At 62.7% G+C, this 22959-nt stretch carries 22 protein-coding genes and 2 tRNA genes; 15 read left to right on the forward strand and 9 right to left on the reverse strand.

Annotated features, from left to right (window positions below; all coding sequences use genetic code 11):
• Window positions 1-30 precede the first annotated feature (30 nt).
• The 9 genes from ffh (at window position 31) to IRI77_RS38120 (ending at window position 8815) form a co-directional block, all read left to right on the forward strand.
• The gene (gene ffh / locus IRI77_RS21105; protein ID WP_194453743.1) at window positions 31-1383 is read left to right on the forward strand and encodes a signal recognition particle protein; all 1353 of its coding nucleotides are present in this window, start codon (window positions 31-33) and stop codon (window positions 1381-1383) included.
• Window positions 1384-1425: 42 nt separating this feature from the next.
• Window positions 1426-1683, forward strand: coding sequence for a 30S ribosomal protein S16 (gene rpsP, locus IRI77_RS21110; RefSeq protein ID WP_228486242.1), 258 nt, complete (start codon window positions 1426-1428; stop codon window positions 1681-1683).
• 97 nt (window positions 1684-1780) lie between these two features.
• Window positions 1781-2011, forward strand: a complete 231-nt coding sequence (locus IRI77_RS21115; protein WP_194447000.1) for a KH domain-containing protein — start codon at window positions 1781-1783, stop codon at window positions 2009-2011.
• Between the two features lie 41 nt (window positions 2012-2052).
• Entirely contained in the window at window positions 2053-2619 is a 567-nt protein-coding gene (gene rimM / locus IRI77_RS21120) for a ribosome maturation factor RimM (protein WP_194447001.1), read from the forward strand.
• The gene (gene trmD / locus IRI77_RS21125; RefSeq protein ID WP_194447002.1) at window positions 2616-3362 is read left to right on the forward strand and encodes a tRNA (guanosine(37)-N1)-methyltransferase TrmD; all 747 of its coding nucleotides are present in this window, start codon (window positions 2616-2618) and stop codon (window positions 3360-3362) included. The genes rimM and trmD overlap by 4 nt, the downstream gene beginning before the upstream one ends.
• A gap of 16 nt (window positions 3363-3378) precedes the next feature.
• Entirely contained in the window at window positions 3379-3735 is a 357-nt protein-coding gene (gene rplS, locus IRI77_RS21130) for a 50S ribosomal protein L19 (protein ID WP_194453745.1), read from the forward strand.
• Window positions 3736-3752: 17 nt separating this feature from the next.
• The gene (locus IRI77_RS21135; RefSeq protein ID WP_228486244.1) at window positions 3753-4367 is read left to right on the forward strand and encodes a ribonuclease HII; all 615 of its coding nucleotides are present in this window, start codon (window positions 3753-3755) and stop codon (window positions 4365-4367) included.
• Window positions 4364-4702 (forward strand): hypothetical protein, encoded by a 339-nt coding sequence (locus IRI77_RS21140; protein WP_194447003.1) that lies wholly within the window; start codon window positions 4364-4366, stop codon window positions 4700-4702. The genes IRI77_RS21135 and IRI77_RS21140 overlap by 4 nt, the downstream gene beginning before the upstream one ends.
• Window positions 4703-4870: 168 nt before the next feature.
• Window positions 4871-8815 carry a response regulator gene (locus IRI77_RS38120; RefSeq protein ID WP_228486245.1) on the forward strand — a complete coding sequence of 1315 codons (3945 nt, stop codon included), beginning with the start codon at window positions 4871-4873 and terminating at the stop codon, window positions 8813-8815.
• A 27-nt stretch (window positions 8816-8842) separates the two neighbouring features.
• Here IRI77_RS38120 and IRI77_RS21150 read toward each other — a convergent pair whose 3' ends face one another.
• The 4 genes from IRI77_RS21150 to infA form a co-directional block, all read right to left on the reverse strand.
• On the reverse strand, window positions 8843-9958 hold the full coding sequence (locus IRI77_RS21150; RefSeq protein WP_194447004.1) for a slipin family protein: 1116 nt from the start codon (window positions 9956-9958) through the stop codon (window positions 8843-8845).
• 297 nt (window positions 9959-10255) lie between these two features.
• Window positions 10256-10329 (reverse strand) — tRNA-Met (locus tag IRI77_RS21155).
• Between the two features lie 171 nt (window positions 10330-10500).
• On the reverse strand, window positions 10501-11547 hold the full coding sequence (locus IRI77_RS21160) for an AAA family ATPase (protein WP_228486246.1): 1047 nt from the start codon (window positions 11545-11547) through the stop codon (window positions 10501-10503).
• A 460-nt stretch (window positions 11548-12007) separates the two neighbouring features.
• Window positions 12008-12226, reverse strand: a complete 219-nt coding sequence (gene infA / locus IRI77_RS21165) for a translation initiation factor IF-1 (RefSeq protein ID WP_194447005.1) — start codon at window positions 12224-12226, stop codon at window positions 12008-12010.
• 195 nt (window positions 12227-12421) lie between these two features.
• Here infA and IRI77_RS21170 point away from each other — a divergent pair, with 195 nt between their 5' ends.
• From IRI77_RS21170 to IRI77_RS21180, 3 genes are all read left to right on the forward strand, one after another.
• Window positions 12422-13411, forward strand: coding sequence for a GGDEF domain-containing protein (locus IRI77_RS21170; protein ID WP_194447006.1), 990 nt, complete (start codon window positions 12422-12424; stop codon window positions 13409-13411).
• Between the two features lie 61 nt (window positions 13412-13472).
• Window positions 13473-14294, forward strand: coding sequence for an SDR family NAD(P)-dependent oxidoreductase (locus IRI77_RS21175; protein ID WP_194447007.1), 822 nt, complete (start codon window positions 13473-13475; stop codon window positions 14292-14294).
• 10 nt (window positions 14295-14304) lie between these two features.
• A complete protein-coding gene (locus IRI77_RS21180) occupies window positions 14305-14886 on the forward strand; it encodes a hypothetical protein (protein ID WP_194447008.1) in 582 nt (193 codons plus the stop codon).
• Window positions 14887-14892: 6 nt separating this feature from the next.
• Here the strand turns inward: IRI77_RS21180 and IRI77_RS21185 are convergent, their stop codons facing one another.
• The 3 genes from IRI77_RS21185 to IRI77_RS21195 form a co-directional block, all read right to left on the reverse strand.
• A complete protein-coding gene (locus tag IRI77_RS21185) occupies window positions 14893-16182 on the reverse strand; it encodes a hypothetical protein (protein ID WP_194447009.1) in 1290 nt (429 codons plus the stop codon).
• 30 nt (window positions 16183-16212) lie between these two features.
• Window positions 16213-17793, reverse strand: coding sequence for a S8 family peptidase (locus IRI77_RS21190; protein WP_194447010.1), 1581 nt, complete (start codon window positions 17791-17793; stop codon window positions 16213-16215).
• 132 nt (window positions 17794-17925) lie between these two features.
• Window positions 17926-19200 carry a Gfo/Idh/MocA family protein gene (locus IRI77_RS21195; protein WP_194447011.1) on the reverse strand — a complete coding sequence of 425 codons (1275 nt, stop codon included), beginning with the start codon at window positions 19198-19200 and terminating at the stop codon, window positions 17926-17928.
• A 126-nt stretch (window positions 19201-19326) separates the two neighbouring features.
• Between IRI77_RS21195 and IRI77_RS21200 the strand changes: the two genes are divergently transcribed.
• The 3 genes from IRI77_RS21200 (at window position 19327) to IRI77_RS21210 (ending at window position 21489) form a co-directional block, all read left to right on the forward strand.
• Window positions 19327-20175, forward strand: a complete 849-nt coding sequence (locus IRI77_RS21200; RefSeq protein WP_194447012.1) for a zinc metalloprotease HtpX — start codon at window positions 19327-19329, stop codon at window positions 20173-20175.
• Window positions 20172-21332, forward strand: a complete 1161-nt coding sequence (locus IRI77_RS21205) for a class I SAM-dependent rRNA methyltransferase (RefSeq protein WP_194447013.1) — start codon at window positions 20172-20174, stop codon at window positions 21330-21332. The genes IRI77_RS21200 and IRI77_RS21205 overlap by 4 nt, the downstream gene beginning before the upstream one ends.
• An 80-nt stretch (window positions 21333-21412) precedes the next feature.
• Window positions 21413-21489 (forward strand) — tRNA-Arg (locus tag IRI77_RS21210).
• A gap of 36 nt (window positions 21490-21525) precedes the next feature.
• On the opposite strand, the gene IRI77_RS21215 is transcribed toward IRI77_RS21210, so the two are convergent.
• Together IRI77_RS21215 and IRI77_RS21220 are read right to left on the reverse strand one after the other, a co-directional pair.
• On the reverse strand, window positions 21526-22545 hold the full coding sequence (locus IRI77_RS21215) for a hypothetical protein (protein ID WP_194447014.1): 1020 nt from the start codon (window positions 22543-22545) through the stop codon (window positions 21526-21528).
• A 69-nt stretch (window positions 22546-22614) separates the two neighbouring features.
• On the reverse strand, window positions 22615-22908 hold the full coding sequence (locus IRI77_RS21220) for a hypothetical protein (RefSeq protein WP_194447015.1): 294 nt from the start codon (window positions 22906-22908) through the stop codon (window positions 22615-22617).
• Between the last annotated feature and the right edge of the window lie 51 nt (window positions 22909-22959).

Below are 22959 nucleotides of genomic sequence, written 5' to 3' on the forward strand. Positions count from 1 at the left end.
CCGTCCGCGCGCGTGCGGGCGATCGAGAAGATGTTCGATTCGTTAAGCGACAAGCTACAGCGGGTATTCAAGAATATCCGTGGCGAAGGCAAGCTGACGGCCGAGAACATGGAAGTGGCCCTTAAGGAGATCCGTGTGGCTCTCCTCGAGGCGGACGTCCATTTCAAGGTCGTAAAAGCCTTCATGGAAGGGGTGCGCACAAAGGCACTCGGCCAGGAAGTCCTATCGTCCTTCTCCCCCGCCCAGCAGGTGATCAAGATCGTCCGGGATGAGCTCATCACTGTCCTGGGCACCCACACCGCCCGCCTTCGCACCGCCAACCAGCCGCCCACTGTGGTGATGGTCGTCGGCCTCCAGGGCTCCGGTAAAACCACCTCCAGCGGCAAGTTAGCCCGCTATCTGTCCAAAAACGGCCACCGGCCGCTGCTTGTTTCCGTCGACGTCTACCGCCCCGCCGCCCGCCAGCAACTCGCTGTTCTCGCCAAAGACCTCGGCATTCCGATCTACGAAGGCACCCCCGAAGAGACCAAACCTGTCGATCTGGCCCGATCTGCCCGGCGTGAAGCCGAGATCAGCGGCCGCGACATGGTGCTGGTCGACACCGCCGGCCGCCTGCACATCGACGAAGACCTGATGACCGAGCTCTCGCAGCTCAAAGAGGCCCTGAACCCCACCGAGATCCTCTTCGTGGCCGACGCCATGACTGGCCAGGACGCCGTCAAAAGCGCCGAGGAGTTTCATAAGCGCCTTGGAATCACTGGTGTAGTACTCACCAAGATGGACGGCGACGCCCGTGGCGGCGCGGCCCTCTCCATCCGCCACATCACCGGGCAACCCCTTAAGTTTGTCGGTACGGGCGAAAAATCAGACGCCCTGGAAGCCTTCCATCCCGATCGCGCCGCCTCGCGCATCCTGGGCATGGGCGACGTGCTCAGCTTCATCGAGAAGGTGGAGTCCGCCGTCGACCAGAAGAAGGCCGAGCAGATGCAGCGCAAGCTGCTCGAGGACGATTTCACCCTCGAGGATTTCCGCGACCAGCTCAAGCAATTGCGCAAGCTGGGGTCGCTCGAGTCCCTCCTGGGCATGATGCCGCAGGTCGGCATGTTGAAGGAATTGAAGAACGTAAAGGTCGATGAGCACGAGTTCACCCGCGTGGTGGCCATCATCGACTCCATGACGCCCAAAGAGCGGGACAACCACATGCTGATCAACGGTTCCCGCCGCCGCCGCATCGCCAAGGGCAGCGGCACCAGTGTCCAGGACGTCAATAACCTTTTGAAACAGTATGGGCAGGCACGCAAGATGATGAAATCCGTATCCGGCGGCCTGCTGGGCAAGAAGATGGGAAAACTGAAGCTGCCGTTTCCGAACCCTTTCGGGTGAGGCATGGCCGCTCACGCCAGATTTGCTAGGAGAGTAGAACGCATGTTGATGATTCGGTTGGCGCGTTTCGGCGCCAAGAAGAAGCCCACTTACCGTGTGGTCGTGATTGAAAAGGATCGCGCCCGCGACTCCAAGGCCATTGAGGTTTTGGGGCATTACAACCCCGTCGCCGACCCGGCCGTGGTCCAGTTGGATCATGCCCGCATCGAGCATTGGACCAAGAGCGGCGCGCAGCTGTCCGACACCGTCGCCCGCCTGGTCAAGGCAAACCCGGCTCCGGTGGAACAGCCCGCGGCCTAAAAGGCCTCAGGTTTCCGCTCGGCGCGGGGCGTGTTTGTTACGTGTCCTCAGCATGTTAGCATCGGAGGCAGGACGGGAGGTCCTCGCAATGTCTGGAATGAAAGATCTCGTTGAGGAAATTGCGAAGGCGCTCGTGGACACGCCAGACGAAGTCCAGGTGCGTGAAGTACAGGGCGAGCAGGTAACCGTGCTCGAACTGCGGGTTGCGGCCAGCGACCTCGGCAAGGTGATCGGCAAACAGGGACGCACGGCGCGTTCCGTCCGCACCCTGCTGGGCGCCGCCGGGATGAAAGTCAATCGCCGCTTCACGCTGGAAATCCTTGAGTAATGGGGAGTTCCACGCCGCTATCACCACCGGATGATGGGGTGATGATCGGACAGTTGACCCGCACGCACGGCCTCAAGGGTGAGATTCTCGCCGAGGGCTGGAACGATGTGGAACGCTATCAGGCTCTGCCGCTGGTCTGGTTAAGAAACCGGACGGGTGCATGGGCTCGCGGCGGCGAACCGCTGCAGGTGGAAAGCATCCGCCCCCACAAGGGCGGTCTGCTGGTAGCTTTTGCGGGACTGCCGTCGGTGGACGATGTCGAGCCTCTGCAAGGGTGTGAGATGGTGATTCGCAGAACGGATCGCCCGCCCCTCGACGAGGGTGAGTTTTACATGGCCGACCTGGTCGGCTGTGAGGTGTTTGACCGTGCCTCCGGGCGCAAGCTCGGCACGGTGACCGGCTGGCAGGAGTTCGGCGGGCCGGTGTTGTTGGAGGTTTTGGCCGAGGGTGCGAGTCCCGGAGAACCCGGAGACAGCATTTCGATCCCCTTCGCCCGTTCGATCTGCGTGGAGATCAATCCCGCGGAACGGCGGCTGGGCGTGGATCTACCCGACGGCTTGCTGGAGTTGAACAAAACCGTGCCGAAAGAGCCCGGTGACGCCCGATGATCTTCCATGTGCTCAGCATCTTCCCGGAGTTCTTCCAGGGACCTTTTGGGCATGGGGTCGTGGCCCGGGCGGATAAGTCCGGCCTGTTGCAGATCAAGATTCACGATCTGCGGACGTGGACCTACGACTTTCACCGGACCGTGGACGACCGCCCTTTCGGGGGCGGCGAAGGCATGGTACTGAAGCCACAGCCGCTGTTCGAGGCGGTGGAGGCGATTCTGCCCAACCGGAATCCGGAGAAGCAGAAGGTAGCACTGCTTTCGGCGCAGGGCCCCGTGTTCCATCAGGGGACCGCCCGGCGGTTTGTGGAATTGGATGAGCTTTTGCTGATCTGCGGACGCTATGAAGGCGTCGACGAACGGGTCAGTGAGTATTTGGCCGACGAGGAGATCTCGATCGGTGATTTTGTGTTGAGCGGCGGAGAGTTAGCCGCCGCGGTGGTAGTGGACGCAGTCGCCCGGTTGATTCCGGGTGTACTGGGCAACGAGGAATCTTCCCGTCAGGAGTCGTTTTCGGCTCTGGAAGACGGGGAGGAATCTGGCATCCTCGACTGTCCGCACTATACGCGGCCGGCAACATTTCGCGGCTGGAGCGTGCCGGAAGTTCTGCTGGGCGGAAATCATGCCGAGATCCGCAAGTGGCGCCGGCAGGCGGCATTGGAGAAAACGAAACGGCTCCGGCCGGATCTGCTGTCCTCACGGGCGGCGGTCCTGGACCCGGATGGAGTAGTGAAGAAAGGTTAGAAGGAAGAAGACCATGATCAGCCCCTACGTGAACAAGATCCTCAATAAGAACAAGCGCACCGATATCCCCGTACTTCACATCGGCGACACCATCAAAGTCCACGTGAAGATCAAGGAAGGTGACAAAGAGCGGCTGCAGGTGTTCGAGGGTGTGCTGATCGCGCGCAAGAACAGCGGTCTGGGCGAGACCATCACGGTCCGCAAGATCAGCTTCGGCCAGGGCGTCGAGCGCATCTTCCCCATCCATGCGCCTGTCATCGACCACGTCGAAGTGATGCGCTCCGGCAAGGTGCGCCGCTCCAAGCTCTACTATCTCCGCGCCCTGCGTGGCAAGGCCGCTCGCCTGAAAGAGCGCGACCAGCCCAAGGGCTAGTTCAGGATACACGTCCCGTGCGTTGCACCAACCAGTTGGAAGACGAGGTGCGACGCACGGGCTATGTCAGAATCGCGGGTGTCGATGAGGCCGGGCGGGGTTGCCTGTTCGGGCCTGTATTTGCCGCCGCCGTGATTCTAGATCCTGATAAGCCGTTGCGGGGTCTTGCCGACAGCAAGACCTTGGCATGTGAACGCCGCGCGGAACTGGCGGTTCTGATCCGGGAAAGGGCCATGGCTTGGGCAGTCGCCTCCGCCTCGGCCTCCGAGATCGATCAGATCAATATCCTCCAGGCCTCGCGGTTGGCCATGCGCCGTGCCGTGGAAGCGTTGAATCCGCCCTGCGACTATCTTCTCGTGGACGCCACTACCGTCGACTGGCCGGTTCCCCAACAGGCCCTGATCAAGGGCGACGCACGGGTGCGCGCCATTGCCGCCGCCTCGATTCTGGCCAAAGTCGGCCGCGACGAGTGCATCGGCCTGCTGGATGAGCAGTATCCCGGCTATGGACTGGCCCGGCACAAAGGCTACCCCACGGCCGAACACAAGGAGGCGTTATTGCGCCTCGGTCCTACCGATCTCCATCGCCGCTCGTATGCCCCCGTGCTCCAGGCCCTCCAACGTACGTTATGAACCCAGAGCTGCCCAATCCCGACGAATCCACCCCCTCCGGCCTGCCGCCCGAGGCGGAAGAAACCGGGCAGCCCACCGCGCGGCGCGCTACCTGGATGGAGAAGACGGCCGCCGTTTTGTTCTGCGTATTCTGCATTGAGCTGGGTCTGTTCCTGCTCGTCTATCCCTGGCTCGACAACTACTGGAGCCGCAATTGGCTCATCCAATTGCGCCCCGAATGGACGTCGATGCTCCTCAGCCAGCAGTTTCGCGGCGCCGTCAGCGGATTAGGGATCCTCAATATTTTCTTAGGTTTCCTGGAAGTGATGCGGCTCTCACGCTTCGCCCGTCCTTAATAGCCCAAGAACAAAGGGCGAAGATCAACGCGTCCCCGACAAAAACCACCTATCCCCCGGCCAGGTTTTGTATGCCCTACAAAAATGGCTCATGTCCTCCCCCGGCAAATCCGATATCTAACCGTGGCAGTACGCACTGAGACCCATGCCGGTCGCAGATTGCGCCTTATGGCGCTGGTATGCCTGTGCTGCCTCTCCTGGAGCTGCAATCGAAATGCGGCCTTGTCCGGCCCCTCCGTCAACTCCATCAGGGCACTGCGAAAGCTCGATCAGGCGGCATTGCAAGGCCAGGTTGCGGTACGAATCCAAGGCACAGTCACTTTCGTCGACCCAGCCTGGAAGCTTCTGTTCGTGCAGGACGAAACCGGCGGCGTGCGCGTGGACAACGCGGAGCTGCCGCCGGGCCTGCATCCCATGCAACGCGTGGAGATCACGGGCATGGCCGGGGCCGGCAGCCCCAGTCCCCTCATCATTCAACCGGCCATCCGGGTCCTGGCAGGCACCGCGGTTGTCAAACCGGTCGACATCGGACCAGAACGAAGAATTCGGCCGGAGCTGGAATACAACCTCGTGGAAATGCGCGGAGTCATCCGCTCCGTCGGCCTGGAGGGCACGGGACGTATCAAGGCAGTCCTGCAGTCAGCCACTGGACCGGTGAACGCGTTGGTCGTGGACCATGCGGGCGGCGAATACACCGGTCTCGTGGACAACGAGGTCGCCATTCGCGGAGTCCTCAGCCTGAGCTTCGACGCCGGCGGTGAACCCAGCCGCGCAAAGCTGCGGGTCTCGCGGCTATCCGACATCAGAGTCCTGAAACAGCCAACGCCGCTTGCCTCCCTGCCCGCCCAGTCCATCGCCTCCATCCTCACCGCGGGCTTGGATCACCTGCCTGTTCACCGGGTCCGGTTGCGCGGCCGCGCCGATGGCGACCAGTTCTCCGACTCTACCGGCCGGTTGCGGCTGCGAGCCGGCTTTGCCGCGCCATCCGGTCCGACCGAAGGCGCCGAGGCGCTGGGCTTCCTGGACGTGGAAGAAGGCAGACTGGTGCTGAGCGACGCCCAGTTGATTCCTGTCAGTGACATCGCCAATCCCGCCGGATCGGGCACTCAGACTCACCTGCGGACGTTGACCACCATAGGCGAGATCCATCGCATGAAATCGTCCGAGGCCGCCTTGGGCTACCCCGTGCGCATGAATGCGGTTGTGACCGCTCACGAGATCTCGCGCCACTCGCTCTTCGTGCAGGACTCAACGGGCGGCATCTATGTGGCGGGATTCTCACTAGACAACAGCAACCTCGTCACCGGCGACCAGATCGCACTGGAAGGCGTTACCGGCCCCGGAGAGTTTGCGCCGATCATTCTGGCCCCGCGCATCCGCAAGCTGGGCAAGGCGCCCCTGCCCCAGCCGCACAGACCTGAGATAGACGACCTGCTATCCGGCCAGGAAGACAGCAACTGGGTAGAGGCTCGCGGAGTCGTGCAGGCGATCAGGGTCTCGAACGCCGACACAACGCTGGACCTGAACTGGGGCTCGCACCGCTTCGAGGCCCGCATCCCCGGCTTGCTCACCCCGCCCCACAGCCTGCTGGACGCAACCATCCGCCTGCGCGGGGTCTGTGGTTCGCGCTTCAATTTCCGCCGCCAACTGGTGGGCATCTCGCTGCTGGTCCCTTCGCTCAGCTTCGTCACCGTGGATCAGCCGTCGTCCGACCCGTTCCTGCAACCGGCCCGGCCCTTCTCCGACCTCATGAGCTACTCGCCCGACGGCAACACGGCCCATCGGGTGAGGGTGTACGGCAAAGTTGTCATGACCCAACCGGAAGGTCCAACTTACCTCAGCGACGGCTCCGCGGGCCTGGTTGTGGAGAAGCATCCCAGGACTGCACTCCATGCCGGGGACGTTGTAGACGTAGCCGGCATTCCGCGTCCCGGTGAGTTCAGCCCACGGATGGGCTACGCCGAACTGCGCCTCATCCGCTCCAGCCAACCACCCGTGCCATTGCATGTCACGGCGGACCAGGCGCTGGAAGACGCCCGCGACCTGCAACTGGTCGAGGTGGACGCGTTTCTGGTCGACAGGGTTGTCACCCAGGTGGATCAGACACTGGTGATGCAGTCGGGCCGCGTGCTGTTCCCTGCCAAACTGGACCTCGGAACCCGTCTCCCCCCGCTGGAACGCGGCAGCCTGCTACGCCTCAGGGGCATCTGCTCGATCCATGCTGACGGCAGCGAGGATCTCAGGCCCGAATCGTTTTCCCTGCTGCTGGGCGATGCCGGCGATGTTCACGTGCTGCGGACGGCGCCCTGGTGGACGGTGCGGCGCACCTTCGAGGGGCTGGGACTGATCGGCCTCGTGGCCTTGTTGGCACTCTCGTGGGTGTTCATCCTGCGCCGCCGCGTGCGGCAGCAGACCGAGATCATTCAGGTCAAACTGACCCAGGAAGAGGCCCTGAAAGAAGCGGCCGAGGCCGCCAGCCGCGCCAAGAGCGAGTTTCTGGCCAGCATGAGCCACGAGATCCGCACGCCCATGAACGGCGTGCTGGGGATGACTGAGCTCGTGCTCGACACGAATCTGGCCAAGGAGCAGCGTGAGTACCTCGAACTGGTGAAGGACTCCGCGGATGGCCTGCTGACCGTGATCAACGACATCCTGGATTTCTCGAAGATCGAGGCCGGGAAGATCGAAATCGACCGCGTGGAATTCGATCTTCACGAGAGCATCCACACCGTCCTGCGCACCTTCGCGCTGCGGGCGCATGCCAAGGATCTCGAGCTGATCAGCGACTTCGAATCGGGTCTGCCGAATATAATCATCGGCGACGCCGCGCGCCTGCGCCAGGTGCTGGTGAACCTACTCGGCAACGCCCTCAAGTTCACGGCGGCCGGCGAAGTTGAGCTCAAAGCGATGGTGGATGCCCGCGACGAAAAGACCGGCGAGTTCCTGCTCCATTTTGCGGTACGGGATACCGGCATCGGCATTCCGGAGGATAAGCAGCAAGTCATCTTCGAGGCGTTCACACAGGCGGACAACTCGACGACGCGCATGTTCGGCGGGACGGGCCTGGGCCTGGCCATCTCGGCGCGCCTGGTGAACATGATGGGCGGCCGGCTGTGGGTCGAAAGTGTCCCGCAAGAGGGCAGCACCTTCCATTTCACGGCCAAAGTGCAGGAGTCCGCGGCGTCCACCTTGCCCGAGGCCGAAGGGGCTTACCCCTTGTCCGGTGTCCGGGTGCTGGTGGTCGATGATAACTCCACCAACCGCAGGATCCTGGATCTCACCCTGGCCAGCTGGAACATGAGTCCCATCCTGATGTCGGACGCCGAATCGGCCCTGGCAGAACTCCGGCGAGCCCAGCAATGCGGTGAAGCTTATCCGCTGCTGCTCACCGACGGCCATATGCCCCGCATGGATGGCTTCACCCTGGCCGGCTGTGTCCGCCAGGACGAGCGCCTGAACGAAACCTCGATTGTGCTGCTGACCTCGGCGGGCAAGGCGGGCGACGCCGCACGGTGCCGGGAATTGGACATGTCGTCCTATCTGACAAAGCCCGTGCGCCGGTCTGAGTTGCGCGCGGTGCTGAGCCGCGTCCTGGCCGGCCGTCTCACGATGCGACAGGCCATCCCTGCCGCGCCTCCGGTTCCTGTGGCCGCCCCGGCGGGGGGCCTGGATCCGCTGCGGTTCTCCCAATCACTGGCCGGCCTCAGAATCCTGCTGGCCGAGGACAACGCCATCAACCAGCGGCTCGCCGTGCAGTTCCTGGAAAAGCGTGGCTGTCAGGTGACCGTCGCCGGCAATGGGAAGATTGCCGTGGAAGCGGTGCGGAAGGATCAGTTCTCGCTGGTCCTGATGGACGCGGAGATGCCGGAGATGGATGGCCTGCAGGCGACCGCGGCGATCCGGCAGTGGGAGAAGGAGAACGGCGGCCACATCCCCATCGTGGCCATGACCGCCAGCGCGATGGAAGGCGATCGTGAACGCTGTCTCAACGCGGGCATGGACGGCTACATCGCGAAGCCCATCCGCCTGGCGGAGTTTCAGGCCGTCGTTGAGTCCTTTGCGAACGGAGTGCCGGAGAGTACCACCGCGCCCTTCGTCATCGAAACGAAGTGAGCGGCCCGGACCGCCCACTTCTTCCCTTTACTTGATCGTCACCAGGTTAGTCAGCAGTCCGGCCAGGCCGTCCGTAACGGTGACACGGTCCACCTTTTCCACCACCCGCTCCAGGGTCTCCAGCTCCTTGAGCCGGACGAGCAGCGGGTTCTCTTCCATCAGCCGGGCGGTGTTCAACAGCGAGCGGGTGGCCGCGGTCTCTTCCCGGCGCCGGATGATGTTGGCCTGCGCCTGCTTCTCGGCGGTGACCACTTGGTTGAGGATGTCACGCACATCTCCGGGCAGGATGACGTCCTTCAACGCGATGGCGCCCACGCGCAGGCCGCAGACGGACAGCTCTTCGCGCACCTCCTGCGCCACAGTCTCGTCGACGTCGGTCTTATCGGCCAAAACCTCGTCGAGGGTCCGGTGCCCCAGCGTGCGGCGCACCGCCAGCTGCAGGGCGCGGTAGAGCAGGGCGGCCGGATCCTTGGCGCTGCGGGCCGCCATCACCGGATCGGCTACCTGGTACTCAGCCGAGATGTTCACACGCAGCGAAACCTTGTCGCGCGTGAGAATATCCTGGCCGGCGATTTCCATGGTCTGGCGCCGCAGGTCGACCGTGTCGACGCGCGGGCTCGAGGCGTTCCAGAAGGCGTGCTTGCCGGCCTCCAGGGTACGAGTGAACTTGTTGTCGAGATACAGCAGGCCGGCCTGGCCCTCCGCCACCCGTGCCATCGTCACGGGTGCGGCGGAGCCCAGGCGTTCGAGAGCCGGCAACTTGGCCGCCGGAACCTCGGGCGCGTCGATCACGACGACGACCTCGGCGGTGACCTCGACCTCGCCCTTCCAGTACAGCGCCCGTCGCGCGGGCGGCAGCACATGGAACAGCCGGCCGTCGGCCGAAACCATCGCCACCTCGACGTCGCTGGTCTCCACCAGGACGAAGAAGGTGTCAATCAGGTCCTGCCGCTGCTTCAGCAGAAACCGGTTCCACTCGCTCTCGAAAATCAGCCCGTCGGTGCGGCAGACCACCGTCTCCAGCCGCGTGAGCGGGGAGACGAACAGGTTGTGCTCGCCGGGGCCGAGGATGGTGTCGAAGCGGCCGTCGCGGATCACCAGAACCCGCTCGCGGTCGCCTACGGCAATGCGCTTCCAGATCATACTTACCTCCTGATAGAACACGCCCCAGACACGGCTCCGCAAGCGCCACGCGGGCGAAAATCCAGCGCCTGATTGTCCGTATAATTCGACCGTAATTCCAGCGGAAATTCAGAACTTCCGCCTTCCGTGCCGGCCGGCTGAAACAGCCTGGTCAGGCGGCCATTGTCTTCGCGCTGAGCGAAGCGGCCGCTGCCTTCCTCGTCTTCAAGCCCACCCGAAGGAGGGATGGAGACGGTTCGGGCTGGAACCAGTGCCTGGGGTCAGTGTTGTGTGCTTGGTGGGCTTTGAGGGCCCGGTTGGCTGTGATAACGGGAGTCGAACCCGCAACCTACGGATTATGAATCCGTTGCTCTACCGTTGAGCTATATCCAGGCTGGATAGACGGACCATGCCGGTATGCGGTACTTCAGAGAAGCCGCACCAGGGAGGATTTGTGAACCTCGACATGTGGCAGTGATTCGTCATAGGCGTGTGCCCCTATCCTCTGCAAGGATAAAAGACCGGCCGACATAAGTCAACAACCTGGCGAAAATAATTCTGATTTATGCCGCTCTGGCGCCCCTGCATTTCGACGCAAAGCGCAGCGCACTTCCATCCCTGTCCACGCCTACGGAGAGGACCTCCCCTTCGTCTACAGCTTTGTCCAGGACCAGCCTTGCCAACGGCTGGATCAGGTGCCGGTGGATAGCCCGCTTCAGCTCCCGGGCGCCGTACTCCGCGCTGGTTCCACGCTCGATCAGGAAATTGCGTGCGTCCCGCGTCAGTTCCAAAGGGAATGCGGAGGACCCCAAGCGCTGCGCAATATGCCGATCCAGCGCCTCGAGTTGCAGGTCCAGGATCTTCTCGGTGGCATCGCGGTCCAGCGGCTGATAGGTGAGCATCGCATCCACCCGATTTACGAACTCGGGCGAAAACCGCCTGCGCACCGCTCCGGTGCTGATCGCGCGCAAGGTCTTCGCATTGGCCTTGGAGGGCAGCGCGGAGGCCAGGCCGAAACGGTCGTGCAGTTCCGCCATCATCTCGCGCGCCCCCAGGTTTGAAGTCATGAAGATCAGGCTGCGCTCGAAGTTCACGGTAGTGTTGTCGCCCAGCTTCAGCGCGGCCTTGTCCAGCACGCCCAGCAGCAGGCGCCGCATCGACGGAGCCGCCTTTTCAATCTCGTCCAGCAGGACGATGGACAGGCCGCTGCGTTCGCTCGCGACGGCATTCAGCTTCTGCTGGCTGATCATGGGCTGGGTCTCGCGATGGCCCAGGTAGCCGGGCGGCGCGCCAATCAGCTTCGCCACTTCGTGCTCCAATTGGAACTCCCCGCAGTCGATGCGCAACACGTTGCGCTCACTGCCATGCAGGGCGTCAGCCAGCGCCTCCACCGTGCGCGTCTTGCCGGTACCCGTGGGCCCCAGCAGCAGGAATACCCCCACTGGACGCCCAGCCGGAGCCAGCCCCGACTCGAAGAGTTCGACGTAAGGCACGATCGCCTCTATCGCCTCGCCCTGTCCCACTACCCGCCGCCGTAAGCCCGCGGCCAATTCATGTAAGCCTTCCGCGTTCATGCCGCGGGGCCGGATCACCTCAATCGAAGTACGCATGAGAATGCCTTTTTCTCCGCGCACATTATAGGACCCGCCTTCCAAATCCAGGCCATGGAGGGGGGCCTTTCAGACCTACATGTACGAAATTTAACTGGAGGTTCTAAATATCTAAGAATGAGTGGGTTGCGCCTGCAATCCGGCCGCAATTGTGGCGAATTTAGTGAGGACCCCGAAATCGTGTGACCGGTCCGCGGGCTCCGGCCGAATCGGGCAATAAGCGCCCAGGCAGGGCCCGGTTCTGTGCGGTGATACTGACTTTGGTGTGGAATTCCGCCGGATGGCTTTGCAGGTGCAGCACGGGCCAGCACAACTTACTGGCCTCGAGACTGGCGCCAGAAGCGACATGTGCCTGGGGCGGCTGCGTGCCTATCCCATGACCAGGAAGACAATACTACCCCAGCGCCTGAACCAGGAGTCAGGCGGCGCGGCTGAAATGGAATGGGGAACGGATTGAGGACTATTTGTGGCGGTAGGTGATGCGGCCCTTGGTGAGGTCGTAAGGTGACATCTCCAAGGTGACGCGATCGCCGGCCAGGACACGAATCCGGTTACGGCGCAGCTTGCCAGCCAGGTGAGCCAGCACGAGACGCTCGGCATCGAGCTGTACGCTAAACAGGCCGCTGGGAAACTTTTCCACCACCGTGCCAGTCACTTCAATGCAATCTTCTTTGCTCATCTTCCTCCAAACACGCGAATTGCGCACACTTCCCCCATCACGGGGACCGTGCATTCACAAGTATAGCCTAGAACGTGGGCCCGCCCGCCCAGATGCCGTGCACAGTTATGCGTCACAGAATGGCTGGCCGGGCCGATAGGGTCACCGGGGGCACTCACTCAGATGGCCAAAACGCTTTTGAGTATACGGAAAAGCATGGATTGCCTCGACGGGGCGGATGCGCGGTTCCGCCTGGCGCTATGCTGCTACGTGGCCGCCCTGGAGGGCGTCCAACAGCATGTATTCGAGGCACTTGCCGGCAAAGCAGGCGGCTCTCCACTCAGCCTGGAAGCGGAGGCCGCGACACTCCGGGCAACTCCGGACGATCTCGCTTTCGAAAACGCCCGGATGAAGCTGGACTCTCTACTGTGCACCTCATCCGGCCAGATCGAGCGCCACCTGGCGGGCGTCGTTGACCTGGAAGAAGTCCTGTCCATGCTCACCTCGGCGCGGCAATCTCTCTCCAAACGTCAGGAATCAAAAGAGGAGGAACTCCGCGCGGTAGCCTCCACACTGGACGAGGCGTCGAGAGAGGACGGGCTCGACCAGTTGCGCCGGAGGATCCGGCAGGAGGCCCAACGCGTGAGTGTGCTCGTCCAGCAGATGCACGCGGACAATCAGCGGATGTTGCAGGAGTTGGATGAGGAGATGAACCGCTACCGCAGGCGCCTGAACGATGCCGCCGATTCGGCCAACCACGACGCACTCACCGGGCTGGGCAACCGGCGGCTGGTGAACGACCGGCTGGCTGAACTCATCGACTCAGGCACCCCGCTGTGCCTGTTGATGCTCGATTTCAACCGCTTCAAATTGATCAACGACATCCATGGCCATCTGGCCGGCGACGAACTGCTGCGTGCGTTTGCCGCGCGCCTGCGGAATCACCTTAGGCAGGACGACATTGCGGCCCGGTGGGGCGGCGACGAGTTCGTTATCGCGCTGCCCTGTGCCATCACCGACGCCATGGCACGAACGAGACTGCTCCAGCAGAACCTGAGCGGGGAATATTCCATCCGGTTGAGCGGTAAATCCCTCCGGATTCAACTGACAGTGTCGATCGGCATTGCGGAGTACCGGCCCGGCGAGACGGTCAATCAGCTGATGACCCGCGCTGACGAATCCCTCTATACCCATAAGCACAGGTAGCCGGCGATCCCCCTTCCTACCCGGGGCGAGTCTGCTAGGATCTGGATGGGAAGTTTGATCGGTGCGCCAATTCAAAGAAAAGACAATCCTCATCATCGGCGCGGGACGCGGCATCGGGAAACGGCTGGCAATCGGATTTGCCCACGCCGGAGCGCGTGTCGGGCTGATGGCTCGCAGCAAAGCAGAGTTGGACCTGGCCAACCTCGAGATCGAGCACGCCGGAGGAGTATCTCTCCGCCTGCGGGCCGATGTCCGGGAGTACGAGCAGGTTGCGGCCGCCGTCGATCGACTGAGCGTGCAATTCGGCGGGGTCGATCTCCTCATCTGCGCCCATGCGGTGTTCGGCTCCATCGGACCGTTGGCAGAGAGCCTGCCGGCCCAGTGGGCGGATGCCACGGCCACGAATGTTGTGGGTACGATGAACGCATGCCGGGCCGTACTGCCCGGCATGCTCGAACGCCGGGGCGGCAAGATCATCCTGCTGGTCGGGCCGGGCAGCGAGAGTCCACGTCCCAATTTCAGCGCCTATAGCGCCACCCAGGCGGCGCTGGTCCGCTTCGCCGAAACGCTTTCGGAAGAGGTACGCGAGGCAAATGTGCAGGTGAACTGCATGAATCCGGGCGCCACTTACACCAGCCTGACCGACGAGATCCTGGAAGCAGGCGACCGTGCTGGCTGGAAAGAGGCCAAAGACGCCACGCAGATCCGCACAACCGGCGGCACCGCTCCGGATAAACAGATCCAACTAGCCCAGTTTCTTGCCTCGGAACGCTCCAATCACCTCAGCGGCAAACTGATCTCCATCCACGACGACTGGAAGAAACTGGAGAACGCCAACGCGCATGCCGAGATGTTTACGCTGCGCCGTTTGCAGAAGGTATAGCTTCAAAGCAGTGCGCGCGTTCTTTCTGATCCTGGCCGTCATGATGGCAGTTCCGGCGCATGCCGCCGAGATCCGCATCACGTTTCCCGTGGTCCGCAAAATGATGGCGGACCAGGTCTTTACGGTGGAAGGCAAGAAGTACGTACGCGGCGACAAGTCGAAGCGCTGCGACTACGCCTATCTCGAAAATCCGCAGGTGGGCGAGTGGAACGGACAGTTGATGATCAAGGCGAAGTTCTCGGGCCGGACGGCGTGGGACGTCTTCAGCCGCTGTGTCGGAGTCGGCGACGCCTTCGACCTCACCATCGTTGCTACCCCCCTGGTAAAACGGGGGGTACTCGTCCTGGCCGACGTCAAAGTGGACACGGGCGGCAAGGACTCCTACTACATCCGCAAGGTCCGCAAGGCTCTTGGGACCAGCCTGGAAAAGGAGTTCGGCCTGGACATCACAGGCCGTGCCCGCGAACTCATTGAGCAGAAAGACCCGAAGGCCGGCTATCTGCGCGACCTCTCCGGCTTCGATTTCCGCCAGGTGAAGCTGTCCAAGGACGCTGTCATCCTGGATGTCGATTTCGTGGTCACCATTCGCTAGCCGCGGCTAGGCCATGGCAGAGAGTACAGCGTAGGCGACCGCCTCGTTGGCGATGCCCGAGTGGCCGTTGACGAAGGTCGTCGACTCCAGATTCAGCACACCGCCGGAAGCGGGGAAACTGTACCCCGCCGTTCCTGATGCCAGCAGGGTGTTGGCGGTCGCCTGCGGAGTCTTCTGCGCGCCGTTGCGCCCCATCCCGCCGTAAGGATCGTTGGGCCCGCCGTCGATGGATGAGGCGATGATGCTCTTCAGCCGGGCCGCAATCGGGTACGCCCAGCCGACCGCGTGATCGTTCGGCGTGTGCGTAATCAGGATCGGCCCTTCGATCCGTTGATTCAGCAGGATGCTCTGGAACGCTCCGTTGCTGTGGCCGTCGTAGAGAGTCGAGAAGCCGTAGTGGGAGAAGGCGGCTTGCAGCAGCGTCATCGACTTGGGGTGGAACTGTCCGCCAGCGGCTGCGGCAGCCGTCACCAGCCGCGCACCGAAGCTGTGCCCCATCAGGTGGATGCGGGCATTGGCGTGGACGGCGATGCGGGCCAACAGCGGATTCAGAGCAGTCAACCCCACCAGGCCCGCGCGCTCGCGCATCGTGTAAAACGTGAACAGATTCAGCCCCGTACGAACGGCGCCCACCAGATCGTCCAGGGGATTGGAGAACAGGCCCGCGGCCCCTCCGTCATTCGGCCCGGCCGCGACCGCTTCGGCTTCACCGGTCAGCTTCTGCAGAAACTCCTCGTTGCTGAAAGCGCCGCCATCGGCGGCCGCGGCCTGCACGTTGGCCGAGCCCTCTTCGTTGCTGACGGGCACCGCGGCCAGAAGCTGCCGCAGCAGCCCGATGGCTTCGTCACGCTCCGGGATGGTCAAGTCACCCTGCACCGTCAACTCCTTCAGCCGGGCCAGGATGGCGGGATCGGCCGCCGCTTCCGCCCCTTCGAAGGCATCGGCCAGGGGATCCAGGAATTCCGCGCTGGCCGCGCCTCCCGGGATGGCGTCTTCCTCCGCGAACTTCTTCGAGGGCCAGAAGACCCCGGCCACGGCGATGGTGCGGCCCGCCATGGCCGGCACCAGATTCCTGTCGAGCACAGACCGGAAGCTGGTGAACATGCGCTTGTAAAGATCCAGCGCGTCCAGTTCATCGTTGTTCCAGCCGTGCGAGATGACGATGAGTTCCACAGGCCCCTGGCTCTGCAACCAGGTGGAGAGCGCCTGTTCCTCAGCGGCATCCACGGCCTGGGCGTCTTTGTTGAACTGCAGGGGAAAGAATGGGAAGTTGGACAGATTCCCGGGAAAAGCCATAACGAACACCTCCGAAAACTTCAGGAATGATCAGACCGACTGGATGACCCGCATCAGGTCGAGTAGTCCGCGGCCCTGGAAATAGCGCTCGCGGCCAAGGTCCGTAGCGGACTCGAGAAAGATGTTTTTGACCACCGAGGGTTGGCCAATGAATTCGCGGCGGATGGAGAGGAACGCGGCCACTGCGCCGGAAACATGCGGAGCGGCCATGCTGGTGCCGCTGTTCTCCAGGTAGGTGCGCGACTGCTCCTCGGGCGTGACGGCCACCCCGGTCTGCGCCAGCAGCTTACCGGCGGCGCAGGATTGGATCTTCTCTCCGGGCGCCACCAGGTCGGGCTTCAGGCGGCCATCGCCGGTTGGTCCCTTTGACGAGAAGTAGGAAACCCCATAGACATGAGGGGAATCGCGGTGCGTGGAGCCCACCGTGATGGCGTCCTGCGCATTGCCCGGATCGTTGATGCTCACCATCAGACCGGCGGATCCGGGTCCAGCGAATTGGGTTCGATTCAGCCCATAGCCGGTATTGCCGGCCGCCACCACAACCACCACGCCGGAACGAACCAAACGGTTCACGGCCACGCACAGCGGGCTCTGGCCGCAGGCAAACCACTCCGGCTCGAAGGCATAGCCGACGCTGAGATTGGCCCCGTGAATCAGCAGGTAGCGGCCATAGTCGTTGATCTCGAGGATCTTTTCAATGGCCGAGATGATGGAACTGGCACGCCCCTTCCCTGCCTCGTCCAGCACGCGCAGGCTCACCAGCCTCGCGGCGGGCGCAATGCCGGTATAGACCGTCTTGCCCATCTCGTTCTTGGTGTACTGGACACTGGGGACCGCGAGTCCGCCGGCATTCTCCTGGCGCCTGGCGGCCAGGCTGAGGGCCGGCAACTCCTTTGCCGGCGGAGTGTAGCTGCCGGCGATGATCCCGGCCACATGGGAACCGTGACCGTAGGGATCCACCGGCTGAGCGACAGTCGCCGGACTGAGGCCCGTAAAATCCCAGTGGGAGAGGGGCAACTCCAGCTCCAGGTTCTTGTAGTCCGACTTGAAGTGCTCGTGCGACGCGTCGATGCCGGAGTCGAGCACGGCCCATGTAATCCCCTGGCCGCGGGCGCCGAAGGCCACCCGGGCGGCATCGGCTTTGACAGTCCGCACGGATTCCACAATCATCGACGACACTTCGTGGTCGTCCCAGATGTGATAGATGGGACGCTGCCTGGGCAGCTTGCCCGCGTCTTCGTTCAACTGCACCAACTTGAAGATCTGCCACCACATCAGTTGGGCGAAGAGAAAGGGCAAAGTGGGAGACGGAGTAGCCAGGTGGGAGCCGGGCGCTGGCAGCGGGTCAGCGCCCCCAACCGGCGGAGCCACGGGCGGCATCAGCACCTTCTCTACCATGTCCGCTGTCGCCTGCACGGCCGCCTGGCGTCCCGCCGCAAACTCCAGGTTCACTTCGATGATCACCCTGTGCCCCTGCGGGCGCGCGGTGACCTCACCGGATGCCTCGCGGCGGATCTTCCCGTAGAGCGGCTCCGTAATGATGGACTTGGCCAGCGACTCGTTTAGCCGGTTGTTGTCGTCGGAAAATGCGGGCACAGGGGGATCAGGCATGTTGCATCCAGTGAGACGTTTATATCCCGTCCCAGCGCGAAATGCCAGAGAATACGGCCAAAGGAGAGCGGGTTCGGACGCGAAAAAGCCCCGCCGGAGGAGCAGCGGGGCTTTTCGTTACTTTCGAACGATTTAGGCGGCGGAATACTTGTCGGTCTTCGCGTCCCACAGCATCTTCTTGCCGGTGCGATAGCTCATCACCGAAAGGAACCCGGGGATGGCGGCTTCGTAGCCGGCCTGAGGCGGCGCGATGGGCTTCTCCACGCCGAGAATCGAGTTGAAGAAGTTGCGAAGGTGCGCTTCAACCGCCAGGTGGTCGTTGTTCGGGATCGTGATGGAAAGCTCCTTGCGGGCCTTCACGATATCGGACACGCCGTTGTAGTTCTCGGGGTAGAAGTTCAGCGTCGAGCGCTTGCTGATCTCGATGGTGCCTTCGTTGCCGCAGAACTGTTCGCCGTAGCCGAAGTGGTCGCTGCCCAGGTAGCTGGAGTAGTTCACATGGAACTTGCTCTCGGGGTAGTCGAGCAGGACGCTCCAGGTATCCGGCACATCGCGGTCGTCGCCATCCACCCAGCGATTGATGCCGCCGGTGGCTACAACGGAGGAGGGGAAGTGGCGGTCCATTACATAGGCGATGATGTCGGTCTGGTGGACCATCAGGTCGGTCGCGATGCCGCTGGAGTAGTCCCAATACAGGCGCCATTGGAAGTAGCGGGGCTTGTAGAACTCACGCTTGGGCGCGGTGCCAAGGAACTTATTCCAGTCGGTGTTCTCGGGGGTGGCGTCCGGCGGCATCGGGTAGCGCCAGGCGGCTCCGCCATTGGGCAGGGCGTTGCGGTACCAGAAGGCGCGGACGTAGTGGCAATCGCCGATGAGGCCCTGCGCAATCATCGTCTTGGCCATCTGATACAGGCTGTTGGAGCGGTTCTGCGTACCCACCTGCACGACGCTCTTCGACTTGGAGACGACGCGCATGATCTCCTGCGCCTCTTCCACGGTGTGGGCGAGCGGCTTTTCGACGTAGACGTTCTTGCCGGCGGCAAGGGCGTCCAGCAGCATCGTCTTGTGGAGATGCTCCGGCGTGGCGATGATGACGGCGTCGATCGACTTGTCGGCCAGCAGGTCCTTATAGTCGACGTACGTCTTGGCACTGTTCTTACCCTGCGTCTGGACGAGGTCCTTGGCGCGTGCCAGATTGCCTGAGAACGTGTCGCAGACGGCATTGATCTGAAAGCGGCCGGCATTGCCGGCATAAGCGCGTTGGGATAGATAGTAGCCGCGGCCTCCCGTACCGATCACGCCAAGCGAGATCTTGTCGCTGGCGCCCAGCGCCGGCAGCACGGCCGGAGCAGCGGCCAGCGCGGCTGCTTTCGCTACAAAGTTACGTCTCGAGAGTTCCTGGCTCATCTATTCATCTCCTTACTTAAAGAAAAGGCCCGTTTGTCCCCAACGCACCAGCATACAGGAACCGGGGCCGGGTTCGGCAACGCAAATCCCCCGGGAAGCATCTGAGATGATAGAAGCGAGAGCACTATGAATGGTCTGAAAACGGCACTCCTCCTCGGCCTGATGAGCGGCGTCCTGTTAGTCGGCGGCCAACTGCTGGGCGGACGGAGCGGTCTACAAATTGGCTTGATCCTGGCGGTGGGCATGAACTTCTTCAGCTACTTCTTCTCAGAGAAGATGGCGCTGATGTCGAGCGGAGCCATCCCGGTGAGCGAAACACAGAACCAGGAGGTCTACTGGCGGCTGGAACCCATGGTGCGCCGCCTGACCGAACGCATGGGGCTGCCCATGCCGCGCCTGTGGGTGATCCCCGAACAGGCTCCGAACGCCTTTGCTACCGGGCGCAACCCCAGCCATTCGTCCGTCGCCGTGACGGCCGGACTGCTGGAACTAATGAACGATACGGAACTGGAAGGCGTGATCGCCCATGAATTGGGCCACGTCCGCCACCGCGACATCCTGATCAGTTCGATCGCCGCCACCCTGGCCGCGGCCATCACCTACTCGGCCCACATGGCCATGTTCTTCGGTGGCCGGCGCAGCGATGACGACGACGCTCCGAATCCGCTGGTGGCGATCCTCATGATGCTGCTGGCGCCGATCGCGGCCGGCCTGATCCAGATGGCGATTTCCCGCTCGCGCGAATACAGCGCGGATGCGGCCGCCGCGAAGTATACCGGTTCGCCGAACGGCCTGATTTCCGCCCTCGGCAAGCTCGAAACCTGGTCGAAGCGAATCCCGATGGACGTCTCCCCGGCCATGTCCCATATGTACATCATCAAACCGTTCACGGGCCAGACCCTGGCTCGCCTGTTCTCCACCCACCCGGCCACGGAAGAACGCATTGCCCGGCTGGAAGGGTTGCGCGCCCAGTGAGCGGCGTCAAGGTCACTCGCAAAGCCGAATCCCGGATTGAGTCCGGTCACCCCTGGATCTTCTCCAGCGACGTCGCGGAGCGCGGCCAAGCGCAGCCCGGCGATGCCGTGCGGGTGCTGAACCTGCGCGGGCAATGCCTGGGCGTCGCGCACTACAGCAGTACGTCGCAGATCGTGCTGCGCATGCTGTCGCGCAAGGACCAGCCCATTGACCGCGCCTTCTACCTGGCCCGGCTGCAGGCGGCGCTGAAGCACCGGCAGCATGTGGTGCGCGAGAGCGACAGCTACCGCCTGGTGCATGCCGAGGGTGACCTGCTGCCCGGCCTGATCGTCGACCGTTATGGCGACTACCTGTCCGTCCAGTTACTGGACCAGGGCATGGATGCCGCCAGCGAAGTGCTGGCCAGTTGCCTGGAAGAGGTGGTCCAGCCGAAGGGGATCCTGGCCCGCAATGACGTGCCAGTGCGCAAGCTGGAGTCGCTGCCGCTGGTGCCCAAGGTTTTGTCCGGCGAGCTGCCGGAGCGGGTTCCTGTCAAGATGAACGGCCTGTCCCTGCAGGCGGATCTGCTGCATGGCCAGAAGACCGGAGTCTATCTGGACCAGCGGGAAAACTATGTGGCGGCGGCCCATTGGGCGCGCGGCCGGGCGCTGGACTGCTTCACCTCGACTGGCGGGTTTGCGCTGCATATGGCGCCGAGCTGCGAGTCAGTGGAAGGCATCGATTCGAGCGCCGAAGCATTGAAAACGGCGACGGCCAACCGGGACGCCAACGGAATCAAAAACGTGACGTTCCGCGAGGCGAATGCGTTTGACTACCTGGCCGGCCTGGCGGCGGCACGGCGTCAGTTCGACACGGTGGTACTGGATCCGCCGGCTTTCGCGAAGTCGAAGACGAACATGGACGCGGCGCTGCGCGGGTACAAAGAGATCAACTTCAAGGCGTTGAAGCTGTTGCAGCCGGGCGGGGTGCTGGTGACGTGCTCCTGTTCGCATCATGTGAACGAGGGCACGCTGCTGCAGTTGGTGGCGGAGGCGGCGCTGGATGCGGGCAAGACGTTGCGGGTGCTGGAGCGCCGGGCGCAGGCCCAGGACCACCCGATTCTGCTGACGGTGCCGGAGACGCTGTACCTCAAGTGTTTGATCTTCGAGGTGTTGTAAGTGAAGGTGTTGTGAGCAATTTCGCCGCCAAATGTTGCCCGTGAGGGGCGCAGCGTTTATACTGGAGTTTGTTCGCATGTGCGCCCGTAGCTCAGCTGGATAGAGCAACTGGCTACGAACCAGTAGGTCGGGTGTTCGAATCACTCCGGGCGCACCATTCCCCATCCAAAAAGCTCCTCTCTCCACCCAGGATTCAACGCGAGGTCGCTGACTCCGCCCACAACAGATTCACAAAACAGTGCCCGTCGTGCTGCCGGTCATCGAGACCGCTGAGTCTCACCGGGACTCCGTCGCGGAGGATCGCGTCTTCGAGGTGCTCCTTCGCGGGGTTCCAGAGGTTTTCGATGGCAATCACGCGTTTATTCGGACGGTCGTAGACGACCACGGATGAGTTGATGCGCTGACAGCCCGCGGCCGGCCGGATTTCGATCCACTCCTCCTGGCGGCCTACGATTTCGGTGCCAACCTCTCCGCCCAACGCTGTTCCGTGATCGTACACTTTGGGCGCTTTGACCGCCATATACGGTTTCGGCTCAATCGCGCACTGCGTTCCCCGGTAACTCCAGTTGTGGACGAATGGAAAGGTCAGGCCCGCCATCTCCCCTCTCACCTCCTCAGCGCGGAGATTCCGGAATCTGTAGAGTTGCGTGACCCAATGCCCGGAGCAAAACACGCTGACCATTGGGTCCGAGGCCGCCTCGTCGTACCAACTGGTCAGGAGTTCTGCGCGACCGTCATGGTCGAGGTCCACCAGGTGCTTGATGCCCATTCCGTCCTCCCCCTTGTAGACCAACGTGAAGAACGGCACGGGGAGCCCCTGGTCATCCATCAGGAGAATTGAAAGGGAGAACAGCGGGGTGGTCCGCCCATTGAAAGCGGGACCCGAGGCAAAGAGGACATAGTCCTGGACGCCGTTTCCATCCAGATCGCCCTTCCAGACCTCATCGAGGGCGTGGATATGCACTTCCCAGGCTTTCCCGCGTTTGCTCACTCCTCGGAGGAGGATGGCGCGTTCGTCCCGCTTCGACGAGGCGGAGATCCCATCGAAGACGATGTGCTTTCCAGCATCAAGCCGACCGGATCGAACCCGGGTCAACGGGAACCTCGGCAGTTTGTTCAGGTCGATGCCGGTGGACGTATCGTTCCAATTGCCCCATGCGGCGGCGAATGAGAGCATGACTACAAGCGCGGAGCGCAGAGCCCTGATCGACATGTCCCCATCTTCGCGCATTCTCCCGAATTTCGGCAGAATGAGATCGAATTTTCCGATCCAAGTACGGATTTACCGGAGCAGATCCAGATCTTCGTCCCGAGGAACCGCCGCCTCAGCCTGCGCGGCCAGTTCCTCGTCCGATAGAGTCGAGGCCTTCAACAATTCCAGCGCATCCTTGGCCCGCGATGCCGGCACCAGGAGCCGGATTCCACCCGAAGCCGCCACAGATAATTCCCGCCCTCCCAGCATGTACTCGTCGTACAACTCACACGGCATGCCCTCAGCCACCAGGACGGATTCGGCCAATTTGGCTTCTTCGAACGATCCGTAGGTCTGGACGACTACCAATTGCTCGGCATCCATGGCCGTAGCGTACCAGAAGCCGCCCCGGCGTCCACCGTAAAGTCATGAGGA

This window comes from Paludibaculum fermentans, assembly GCF_015277775.1.
Classification (GTDB): Bacteria; Acidobacteriota; Terriglobia; order Bryobacterales; family Bryobacteraceae; genus Paludibaculum; species Paludibaculum fermentans.